The sequence below is a fragment of the Janthinobacterium breve genome (assembly GCF_051380895.1).
In the GTDB taxonomy this organism is placed as follows: Bacteria; Pseudomonadota; Gammaproteobacteria; order Burkholderiales; family Burkholderiaceae_D; genus Janthinobacterium.
Window position 1 is genome coordinate 143,542 of the sequence record NZ_JBNYXY010000014.1, and the last position, 11,067, is coordinate 154,608.

Annotated in this window: 9 protein-coding genes and 1 pseudogene; 3 read left to right on the forward strand and 7 right to left on the reverse strand. The window is 56.1% G+C overall.

Annotated elements, in window-relative coordinates:
* Window positions 1–83: 83 nt before the first annotated feature.
* The 4 genes from ACQ4W0_RS26405 to ACQ4W0_RS26420 all read right to left on the reverse strand — a co-directional run bounded on the left by ACQ4W0_RS26405 (window position 84) and on the right by ACQ4W0_RS26420 (window position 5,366).
* Window positions 84–1,385 (reverse strand): ABC transporter ATP-binding protein, encoded by a 1,302-nt coding sequence (locus tag ACQ4W0_RS26405; RefSeq protein WP_436579447.1) that lies wholly within the window; start codon window positions 1,383–1,385, stop codon window positions 84–86.
* 9 nt (window positions 1,386–1,394) lie between these two features.
* The gene (locus tag ACQ4W0_RS26410; protein WP_436579510.1) at window positions 1,395–3,128 is read right to left on the reverse strand and encodes an ABC transporter permease; all 1,734 of its coding nucleotides are present in this window, start codon (window positions 3,126–3,128) and stop codon (window positions 1,395–1,397) included.
* Window positions 3,129–3,141: 13 nt separating this feature from the next.
* Entirely contained in the window at window positions 3,142–4,470 is a 1,329-nt protein-coding gene (locus tag ACQ4W0_RS26415) for a carbohydrate porin (protein WP_436579448.1), read from the reverse strand.
* Window positions 4,471–4,835: 365 nt separating this feature from the next.
* Window positions 4,836–5,366, reverse strand: a complete 531-nt coding sequence (locus ACQ4W0_RS26420; RefSeq protein ID WP_436579449.1) for a DUF4337 domain-containing protein — start codon at window positions 5,364–5,366, stop codon at window positions 4,836–4,838.
* Between the two features lie 684 nt (window positions 5,367–6,050).
* On the opposite strand from ACQ4W0_RS26420, the pseudogene ACQ4W0_RS26425 reads away from it, so the two are divergent.
* The 3 genes and pseudogenes from ACQ4W0_RS26425 to ACQ4W0_RS26435 all read left to right on the forward strand — a co-directional run.
* Window positions 6,051–6,253, forward strand: a pseudogene (locus ACQ4W0_RS26425) (IS1595-like element ISJsp4 family transposase); the annotation flags it as partial.
* Between the two features lie 211 nt (window positions 6,254–6,464).
* A complete protein-coding gene (locus tag ACQ4W0_RS26430; protein WP_436579450.1) occupies window positions 6,465–8,477 on the forward strand; it encodes a S9 family peptidase in 2,013 nt (670 codons plus the stop codon).
* 178 nt (window positions 8,478–8,655) lie between these two features.
* Window positions 8,656–8,949, forward strand: coding sequence for a DUF6916 family protein (locus ACQ4W0_RS26435; RefSeq protein WP_436579451.1), 294 nt, complete (start codon window positions 8,656–8,658; stop codon window positions 8,947–8,949).
* Window positions 8,950–9,006: 57 nt separating this feature from the next.
* On the opposite strand, the gene ACQ4W0_RS26440 is transcribed toward ACQ4W0_RS26435, so the two are convergent.
* The 3 genes from ACQ4W0_RS26440 to ACQ4W0_RS26450 all read right to left on the reverse strand — a co-directional run bounded on the left by ACQ4W0_RS26440 (window position 9,007) and on the right by ACQ4W0_RS26450 (window position 10,702).
* The gene (locus tag ACQ4W0_RS26440) at window positions 9,007–9,540 is read right to left on the reverse strand and encodes a phage tail protein (RefSeq protein ID WP_436579452.1); all 534 of its coding nucleotides are present in this window, start codon (window positions 9,538–9,540) and stop codon (window positions 9,007–9,009) included.
* Between the two features lie 69 nt (window positions 9,541–9,609).
* Complete coding sequence (locus tag ACQ4W0_RS26445; protein ID WP_436579453.1) at window positions 9,610–10,143, reverse strand: phage tail protein; 534 nt, start codon at window positions 10,141–10,143, stop codon at window positions 9,610–9,612.
* A 25-nt stretch (window positions 10,144–10,168) separates the two neighbouring features.
* On the reverse strand, window positions 10,169–10,702 hold the full coding sequence (locus ACQ4W0_RS26450; RefSeq protein ID WP_436579454.1) for a phage tail protein: 534 nt from the start codon (window positions 10,700–10,702) through the stop codon (window positions 10,169–10,171).
* Between the last annotated feature and the right edge of the window lie 365 nt (window positions 10,703–11,067).

Sequence of the window (11,067 nt, forward strand, 5' to 3'; positions counted from 1 at the left end):
TTCGGCAAACTGGACCACAGACAATGAAGAGTTAGCAGGGGCCTAGCATGCTTCTCATTCGGCGGTACGCGGTGCACGAAAAATTACTTTTCTTCTTGGTCAGGCAACTTCAACCTGCCTGTGTGGAAATCATATTCGTAGACTTCCCCATATCGTCCCCATTCGACGGCTATCTCCAGCACTCGTTTGGCTTCATCCGCCTTCAAGAACTCTTCAAGCAACTCGATGAAAGGCTCTTCAGGCAACGTTCCAGTCGGCTCTTGCTCCAGTTGTTGGCGGATTCGTGCCGCCAACGGTACTTGGGTCAAGAGCTGTTGCCCGAAAATATCCTGTCTGACCGTTTTTTCGGCTTCTGCATAGCGCAGACCTAGCGGGGTCAGCGAGATGTCACCCTTGTCAATGTGGGCTAAAGCAAGTAATCCTAATGCTTCGTAAGTCGGAAACAACTCTTCGTCAGACAGTTCCGCCTCCTCCGACAATTGGGGTAAGTCGGCCTTTCCATTAAACGGCGCATAGGCTAACAAGTCCAGAATGCCTTCAATACGACTGACGTCTGTTTCCGGCAACCGGTAATCGACATGCGTCACGGGAACTGCGCCGGAGCGAACCTCTTGTATCGCGCGCATAGTCATCAAGCCATATACATCATCGATCAGGCCCCTAACTTCTATTGAGTCCACAGCGCGAGGCCGTGGCAGCTCAATTTTGACTTCATTGCGAATTCGTCCAGGTTCGCTCGAAAGAATGACGATTCGGTCGGCCATCATGACCGCTTCCTCGATGTTGTGCGACACAATTAGAATGCCTCTAGTCGGAATCCTGTTGCTGTCCCAAAGCTCCAGAATGTCGTTTCTTAGCGTCTCTCCTGTTAACACGTCTAGGGCGGAAAATGCTTCGTCCATCAGCAATACATCTGGATTGGTCACGAGCGCGCGAGCAATACCAACTCGCTGCCTCATGCCGCCCGACAGCTCGCGTGGCAACGCGCCGCCAAAACCAGCCAGGCCCATCAGCTCCAGCATAGCATCGGCGCGCATTTCTCTCTCGGCTGGCGGTATCCCTTGCGCTTCCAGTCCCAGTTCAACGTTCTGCTGAACGGTAAGCCATGGAAATAATGCAAAGGACTGAAATACCATCGCGACGCCTAGCGCCGGACCGCAAATATCTTTACCTCGATACATGGCTTTACCTGCATCCGAAGCAATTAGCCCCGCCATAATACGCAGCAAGGTCGATTTACCTGAGCCAGATTTCCCAAGCAGCGCAACAATTTCGCCTTTGGCCAGTGAAAAATCGACATTGTCGAGGATAAGGCGTGGCGCACCATCGGCACTACGAAAAGACTTAGCAACGCCGTTGAGTTCCATCAATAAATTTTCGCTCATAGTTTTTCCTTAAAGACTACGGTCTTCGGCCCGCAAATACAATTTGCGCCAGAAAAAGCGGTTCAACAACATCACGAAGACGCACATTACTCCTATGCCTAGTGCTATGCGGTGGAAATCGCCAGCGTCAGTCATTTGCTTGATGTAACTGCCCAGCCCATCCGCGACCAAAGTAGTCTTGCCCCAAGTGACATACTCAGCAACGATGCTGGCGTTCCACGAACCGCCACTGGCGGTAATGGCGCCGGTGATATAGGCTGGGAATACGGCCGGAAGATATACCCGCTTCCATTTGAGCCACCCCTTCAAACCAAGATTATCAGCCGCAAGACGCAACTCGTTCGGAATGGTCGATGCACCGGCCACGACGTTAAATAGGATGTACCACTGGGTGCCGAACACCATCAGGGGACTGAGCCAGATGTTCGGATTGAGCTTTAGCGTCACCAACATGTACACCACTACCGGGAACATCAGATTGACAGGAAATGCCGCCAAAAATTGTGCGACCGCCTGCACTCGTTGCGAATACTGGGGACGCAATCCTATCCAGACCGCAGTCGGTACCCACACGACAGATGCCAGACCAATGAGCAGCATCACACGGCCGAGCGTAATCAAACCCAATACGACGACATGCGCCGCCTCCGCCCACCCAACATCACTGTGCACAAACATCACAAGGCGATAAACGGCCAGCAGGGAAACGGCAGGCACCAGTACGTCCCAGGCACGCGCCGCGTACTTACCGAGCGGGTGCGCACGCGTCTCGTCTGTGTCGCGCTCATGGCGCAGGCTAAACCAGCCCAGCGCGCCGCTCAGCTTCAGCCAGAAACGGTCGGTCAGCGCTCTTATCCAGCGGCTACGCCTGCCCCAGTCCAGCAGCCAAGAACCCTGCGCGGTATCGCCCTGCGATTCTTCGAAACGAAATTTGTCCGCCCAGGCCAGCAGCGGACGGAAAAACAGCTGGTCATACAACACAATTCCGGCCAGCATGGCGCAGATGGCCCAGGCAATGGCGCGGCCGTTCTCCGCCTCAATAGCGACAGCGATATAGGCGCCAATGCCGGGCAGCTTAATATCTTGCCCGGCCACTGAAATCGCTTCGGCAGCGACAAGAAAAAACCAGCCTCCCGACATCGACATCATCATGTTCCACAGTAAACCGGGCATTGCGAACGGCAGTTCAAGCCGCCAGAAGCGTTGCCAGCCCGACTGGCAGAATACCCGCGACGCTTCATTGAGCTCAGGTGGCACAGTGCGCATCGACTGGAACAGGCTGAACGCCATGTTCCACGCTTGCGAGGTAAAAATCGCGAAGATGGCCGCACACTCGACACCCAACAAATTTCCGGGAAACAAAGCGATGAATGGGGCAATCGCAATGGCCTGGAAGCCAAGAATAGGCACTGACTGCAGTATATCGAGCAGGGGAATCATCACCTTTTCGGCCGCACGGTACTTCGATGCTATCGCGGCGAAGACGAAACTGAACAGTAACGAACACGCCAGAGCTGTAAACATGCGCAACATCGTTCGCAACAAGTAATACGGCAGGTTGACCGGGTCAAGTGAAATTGGCGTCACTTGGCCAACCGTGAACGGCCGCGTCATCTGCATAGCGCCAAACGCTGCCGCCGCCAGTACGGCGAGCACCAGGGGCAACAAAATCCAGTCCCAACGGTTGGGAGCACCAGCAAGCAGAGCGCGTTCACCGCGGCGCGGGTTAAACAACTCGAACATCATGCGCTCCCGATTAGTATTGCGCGTGCAGACGGATGGAGCCGACAGTCACCGGACCACGGTCTCGGTTATAGGCGGGATTAGCAATCCGTTGATAGTCCAGGGTGACCCAAGCGGCTTTCGCGACTTTTGCGCTGTAGTACGCTTCCACTATTGATTCCGGTCGGTAGTTTAACTGACCGTCTCCAATGAAGGCGCCATGCCCACCGGCTGCCAAATAGTCCCTGTGCGCACTTGATAGCCCATTGCGAACCAGCGCGATGCCGACGGAATCATCACTACGACTCCAGAGGTCACCTTTCAGAACTACCCCGGTGGAAATCGAGCGTTCTATTTCAGTAAATGCGTAAGTTTCCGACGCCCCGTCGTTCCAACTTCCACGGGTGAAGACACCGATATCGGATGTCAAATTCTGTTCGGCACTGATGCCAAAGCCGATTTTCGTACGTTCGGAGCGCACGCGCGACACATCTGGTATCCCGCCATGACTACGTGCCTCGGTTAACGCGTCTCGAAAGCTCCCCATCTTGGCCTTGTTACGAAAAGCCAACACACGGAGCTTGCCGGCCTGTTCGCCTACTGTGTGAGCATGTTCCAACTCGATTTGGTCGCCATAGTGTTCAAAAACATGCTTATCGAGCGGCAATCCGTTTGATACGGCCGGTTGCATAAACCTTCCGGCGCGCAGCACCCAATCATCATAAAAATACTCGACAGAAGCTCCCCATGTATAGCCACGCGCATCCGCCGCAAAGTCATAGGCACCGTGGGCGAGGAGCGCCCAATTCATAAACTGGGTACGCGCATCGTGCGCAAACTCATTGGCGTCGAATATATCAGTGACTGCCAGGTTACCGACGGTGACAACGACGCGCCGTTTTTCCACCATGCCAGCCAGCTGATTAACATCCGTCTCCACGACTTCCTTTTCGCCGCCCAGTCCCCACGTTTGGCGTAGGAAAAGCCGAGCCCGGTAGAGCGTGGGATTGGGACCTCCGGTCTTCTGCTGCTCCCCGTTGGTCATGCCACCCAGACCGGTCAGTCCGGACAGGGGCACGCCCTGGACCAACTCAGGGTTAACATAGAGTTCGCCACCAACCCAAGGACGCCAGCCAAACGCCGCAGTGGAGCTGAATGAATACGATTTTTCTGTAAAAGGACTCAGACTGTTTGTTCCGTTATATGCGGCCGAGAACGACGGTTTTTTCTGCCAGATGTAGGTAGCTTGAAAGTGCGCGTTCCACGCTTCTTCGATAGTATCCTCGGCACGTACGGAAACGGTCCAGCCTAGGAGCAGTACTGCAATGAGAGCGCATCCAACCTTGTTTTCGTTTTTTGACATTGGCACCTCAACTTGAACTGAACGACTGACGGCAACGTGCACTTACGCAGTCCCAACAGGTGCGCAGCGCAAAAAGCGCTGCTGAAAAATATGAAAAATCCTCCAATTATGGAATATTTTTATGACAGGGCAGTTACCATCACTCGGGATGATACTGCGGGCGCCTATTAATACGGCTAAAAATACGGCTAAACACAGGTTGCAAGCAGACACATAGCATGCATTACAACACATTCGCAGCGCAGTGAAAAACGGTGAAATCAGCAAGGCCCTGGCGACCGCACTCCACTGGAAAGACACAGCCATTCTCCAGGAAGAGCGCGGGATAACAAGATACAAAGGCGGCTATCTAGGCCCCCCTTACGCTATACAAACATCAGGAAACCGTCAGCAAAACACGCTACGCCTGCAATACCTACCGGGATGGAAGCCCACCAAATACGCCGAGCTTTCATCAGCCCCGCTATGGAGTTAAGCAGAATCGATACCTGAAGGAAAATTACTGCAATTCCAAAAGGCTTGCCGTGTTGCTTGGCGGTATCGCGTTGCTGTTCAAGTTCGTGTGCACGCGTTTGGATGCCCTGTTTCTCGCTCGCGTAGCGACCAATGGCAGCACGGTACTCAGCCTCTTTTTCCACATAGGCGGCACTCGCAGGATTTCCCTTTGGCAGAGCCATGGCCTGCAATTTCATTTGCTCGGCTTGTAATTCATATAGATGCTGCTTGGTACTTTTCGCCTGGTAGAACGACCACTGGTCCGATGCCAGAGCCTGGCTTATCACACTTTGGGTGGAGTACCCGCCACCTTTAAAGGTAGACAAGGTCGCGCACACCGCAAGGATTACCGTCGCAAGCGCCATCGTATTGAGCCAGGGTGCCTTGATTTCTTCCGCCATCGCTTACCTCTTCATGGAAAAAGCCAACATTGTAAGCGGCTGCGTCAACATGGACCAGACGTGCTGCAAATCCCGCGAACCTGGGTCTCAGCGTTTAGTTCCCATCCGTTCGCTGCGCACATGACCTTAACTTCACGTTGTTTTTGTTACGTACCCTCACCCCAGAAACATCGTCCGTACATCCCGTTAGCGGCTTCATCCGTTAATGGTCTATCAGCGCGACATCAGCGCCATACCGGAGAACGAAAATGGAAACCACCGCCGCATCGAATCGCATCCATCCACTGATAGCTGCCGCCCGATTGCTGGGCTTCTGCCAAACTCTCATGGTGCAGCCGTAAGCAGTCCGATAGCAGAAAGGACGAGCAGCGGTAGGGCCCTACTGGCACAGCAATCCGCACCGGCCCCACCTAGAGTGTGCAACGCTGCCGCACCGTCATCGACCGTGTTCAAGTACCAGTCTGTCGCGAACCAGCCCAGGTATGGGTTGAGGAGCAACCTGTGTACGTACGGCGCGCGGAGGACTACTACGTTCGGCCTGGCGAACGCGAACATCGGGAGCACTGGGACCACGACGGTTGGCATGAGCGGCGCCATGACCGAGATGAGCACCGCCACCACCATGAAGACGATGACTAATTCAAATGGTCCGGCTACGCTCTGCGAGCCGGCGCCCACTTCACCCTGGCCAAGACCGGCCGGCCGCGCTGTCTGCACGGCATTGCCGAGGCCGACGAAATGTATTTTCTGGAATCGGCAAAGGGTGCCCGGCGCTTGATACGTCCGACACGCAGCCGGGGCGGCAGCGCCGGCAAGCGCGGCATTTCAGACGAGCAGGTATGCATCCTGATGGCGCGCGACACACTGAGCAAACCCTCGATTTCATCTGGTGTTGATTGATCTTGTGACACTCTGGATAACCGCGCTCGCGCTCGCATCAGTGACTTGACGCACCTGCTAGCCCCCGTTTTCGCCATTCCATCCCCCGATTTCCGTCCCCTGTCGCTGTAATCAACCTGGCAATACCGCTTTGGCCTATGATTCGCTGGCACATGCACGTGTGATGTTTTCCCTTCATTCATCAACCATGAGGTGTCCATGATTCGCTATGTCCTGCCTGTCCTGTTGTTCGCCAGCGTGCTGCCGGCGCACGCGCAAGCCCCTGTCAAGGAAACGCCGCTGATCGAGCGGGCCAAGCTGTTTGGCAATCCCAGCAAGTCCGGTGGCAAGCTCAGTCCCGATGGACGGTGGCTGTCGTGGATCGCGCCGCGCGATGGCGTGCTCAATGTGTGGGTGGCGCCGGCCAGCGACCCGGCCCAGGCGCGGCCATTGACGGAAGAAAAGGTGCGGCCCATCCGCAGCAGTTTCTGGTCGCCCGATTCGACAACCCTGCTGTTCATCCAGGACAAGGGTGGCGACGAGAATTTCCTGCTGTACGGCGTGAATGTGGCAAGCGGCAAGCAGGTCAGTTACACACCGTTCGAGAAGACCCGCGTGCGGGTCATCCAGATCAGCAGCAAGGTCAAGGACCGCATCCTCGTCGGCATCAATAACCGCGATGCGCGCTGGCATGATGTGTACAGCCTGGACCTGGCCAGCGGCAAGCTGACCCTGGTGCAGCAGAATGATGGCTATGGCGGCTATGTCGCCGATGAACTGCTCAATTTGCGTATCGCCAGCAAGGCGCGCGCCGATGGCGGCATGACGTATTTCCGTCTGACCGATGGCAAGGTCGAAAGCACGCCGCTGGCTGATGTCGGCCTGGAAGACTCGCAGACCACGGCGCCGCTGGCGTTTACGGTCGATGGCAAGACCTTGTACTGGACCGATTCACGCGGCCGCAATACCTCGGCGCTGCTGGCGCAGGACGTGGCCAGCGGCAAGAGCACGCTGCTGGCGCAAGACCCGCGTGCCGATATCGCCGACGCGCTGTATGACACGCGCACGGGGCGGGTGCAAGCCTATTCGGTCGACTACCTGCAGCAGGAGTATCTGCCGCTGGCGGACGATTTGAAGGCCGACCTGGCCTTCCTGAAGAAAAACACCCAGGGCCAGTTCACGGTGACGTCGCGCACCGATGCCGACGACAAGTGGCTGGTGAGCGTCGATGCCGTCACGGCGCCGTTATCGAGCTGGCTGTACGAGCGCAAGAGCAAAAAGCTCACGCGGCTGTACGTGACGCGTCCGGAACTGGAAGGCGCGCCGCTGGTGCCCATGTATCCGCAGCAAATCAAGGCGCGCGATGGCCTGACTCTGGTGTCTTACCTCACCTTGCCGCAGGCATCGAAGGCGAACGCCGGCGGCGTGCCATCGCAGGCGGTGCCGATGGTGCTGCTGGTGCACGGCGGCCCGTGGGCGCGCGATACGTATGGCTACAACGGCTACCACCAGTGGCTGGCCAATCGTGGCTATGCCGTGCTGTCGGTGAATTACCGGGGATCGACGGGCTTCGGCAAGCAATTCATCTCGGCCGGCGACCTGCAGTGGGGCCGCAAGATGCATGACGACTTGCTCGACGCCGTGCAATGGGCCGTGAAGAGCGGCGTGACCAGCGCCGACAAGGTGGCCATCATGGGCGGCTCGTACGGCGGCTACGCCACCCTGGCCGGCATGGCGTTCACGCCCACCACGTTCGCCTGCGGCGTCGACATCGTCGGCCCGTCGAACCTGTTCACCCTGCTGCAAACCATTCCACCGTACTGGGAAGCGGGCAAGCAGCAGTTCTACAAGCGCATGGGCGATCCGACCACGGAAGAAGGCAGGGCGCTGCTGAAGGAGCGTTCGCCGCTGAACTTTGCGCAGAATATCCAGCGGCCCCTGCTGATTGGCCAGGGGGCGAACGACCCGCGCGTGAACGTGGCTGAGTCGGACCAGATCGTGGCGGCCATGGCGGCCAAGAATATCCCCGTCACGTATGTGCTGTTCCCCGACGAAGGCCATGGCTTTGCGCGGCCCGTGAACAACATCGCCTTCAATGCGGTGACGGAAAACTTTTTGGGGCAATGCCTGGCTGGCCGCGCGGAACCGATCGGCGCCACTGTGAAGGCGTCCACCGCGCAGGTCAAGCACGGCGCCGAGTTTGCGCCGGGCTTGCTGGAGGCGATGCGCTAGGCGGCGAAAGCGGCATGTTAGTTGCAGTGCAGGCGGCAGGGCTTGATGACCCGGCCGCCGTATTTCTGCCAAGCGCAGATTGGAGAGTTTCATGTCAAAAGTCGTGCCAAAGCGGCAATGCTTGCACTAAAATAAATCATTGCTTCAATCACAGCGCTCATGGAATGGAATACTTGCAATGATGAATGTATTGACTCTCGAACACTTCGCCTCGCGCGTCAACGATACCTTTGTCTCGGTCAGCGACGGGAATGCCGCTTTCATCTTGAAGGAGGTGTGTCCCTTGCCGTCCGCCACGCTGGAAGGCATGCTACGCGCGCCGTTCAGCTTGTTGTTCCATAATAGTTCGCCCATCCTTTTCAGCCAAAAAATCTTTCAGCTGCAGCATGATGCGTTTGGCGAGGTAGGCATCTTCCTGGTGCCGGTGGCGCGTGATGGCCAAGGTTTCCTGTATCAGGCAGTGTTCAACTAAAAAAGGGGCAGGCCAGGCAATACCGCGATGGCATTGCCTGTCCCTAGCGTACTGTAATTAGCCAAATGCAGGAAATACACCCTGCAAGGCGATACAGAAGTTCAATGCCAGCAGCGGCTGGCGATTTTCGTGTGCCTGGTTACCTCCCGCAGGAGAGATCGCCGCGGCAGCAAATGTGGTGCTAGGGGCTGCTGTCGGCAAGAAAGTATTCACACTACCGACGGTAATCAAACCGTCATTAGTCAATGGAGCATTGTGTTGCAAGCTCGCATCCGGTTGACGCTTAACAGTGAGCTGATGGGTGTGGCTGGGAATTTGCGTTACATCGAGTTGCACGTTTTCGCTGCCGAACGTATCGCCTATGGTGCGCACCGTCAAGGCTGGCCCCTGACCCTGGCCGCAGGGCGCGCGTCCCGTGAAGTTGGGCAGCTGGAAAGTTGTTACGCCATCCCCTCCATATTGCGTGCCGATCAATGAAAACAGGGCGGTATATTGACGTATCTGCAGGGTGGCGCCATTACAGCTGGCCCAGCCGGCCGGGGCATAGTTGAAGCCAAAGACTTGTATCTCGCCGAGGAATGGTGAGGTCACGATAGATTCTCCTGGTCAGTTTGGTTGGCAATGCGCGCCGGTGGTGGCGCTGTGCTTGCACGGAAGCTGTTATTGCTGGGACGGATAAATACCGAACGCAGCGATGCAAAAAGATGCGGTCAGCGTTGGCATCGTATTGTCGTGCGCCTGGTTGCCGCCGGTATTGGTAACTGCGGCCTGCGATAGTGAGTAAGAGGTGAGGCCAGCCAGGCTGCTGGTATACATCTTGTCGTTATTGGCCGGGGCGGCCAGCAGCAGACCGCTTGCCGGTGTAGAGGCGGTGGCCACTGCACTCGTCACATTAAATCCATGCGTATGCTGCGGCAACTGGGTCGCCAGCAGGGTCACTTGCTCGGTGCCGCCATTCTGGCCCAGTACCCGTGGCGTCAATTGCGGCCCAGTGCCCTGGTGCACGGGAACCTGGCCGCGCAGGTCAGGCAGGCCGAAGGTGTTGACGCCATCGCCACCGTAGGTGGTCCCCAGCAAGGTGTACAAGGTTTCATTGTTGGCAATCGATACCAGGCTCCCATCACATGCCAGCCAGTCATTCGGAATACGGGAAAAGGCAAACAGGCGGATCTCGCCTATATAAGGTGTGCTCATAGCTATCTCCGGGAGTGTTGGCTGGTTAGTTACGGCTAGGGTAGATACCGTTCAAGGCGATGGAGAAATTGATGACGCGGAATGGCTGCATATTCGGATGCGGCAAGTTACCACCCGTCAAGCCCAAGGTCTGGCTGGCCAGCGTCACCTTGGGGCCCGATGCACTGCCATAAATGGCTGCTGCACCGCTGTCGGCAAATAGCGCGTTGTTGGGATTCTTCAGAGTAGCTGCCGTGCCCAGGGCTGAGGCTGTATGTATATGCGCGGGCATTTGAGTCGCTGTCAAGGTGACAGCTTCAACACCGGCACGACTACCAATAGGATAGGTAGTAGGCTGCCATGTTGCGTCGACCGATGGCCCCGTATGGACGGGGACCGTTCCTTGTAGATTAGGCAATCCAAAGGTCGTTGAGCCATTGCCGCCGTAGGTGGTGCCCAGCAGTGCAAACAGGGCTTGATTTTGCTGAATAGGCAGGATTTGCCCGTTACAGAGCGCAAAACCGCGCGGGGCAAAGCCAAATCCGCTCATCATTATTTGTCCAACATAAACATCAGCCATTCTTGTTCTCCAGGTGTTAAGTGGGGGTGCCGGTGGGACTGCTTACATTTCTAATTTCGCATCGTTGTTGTTTTTTAGGTAATCTCCTTTTTTTAGTTGCTTTATTAGCCATGCAAGGTAGCATACGTTGACGTACGGCAAGCGTCAATATTTGTTGCCGCCGTAGAATGTATTTTTTTAGTATCGTTTTTTATCTGGATTCCTACTCAATTTCGTCATAAAAATCTCTGTGCGGGGAAATAATGTTATTTTTCGTCAACGGTATATCTCATCGGTTGATTTGCTTTTTTTCTCGTTTTTCCCCTGCATTTCATCGACAGCAAATAATTGGCGCCGGGGTAGGCGGTGCCGGTTTGATGTCCAGA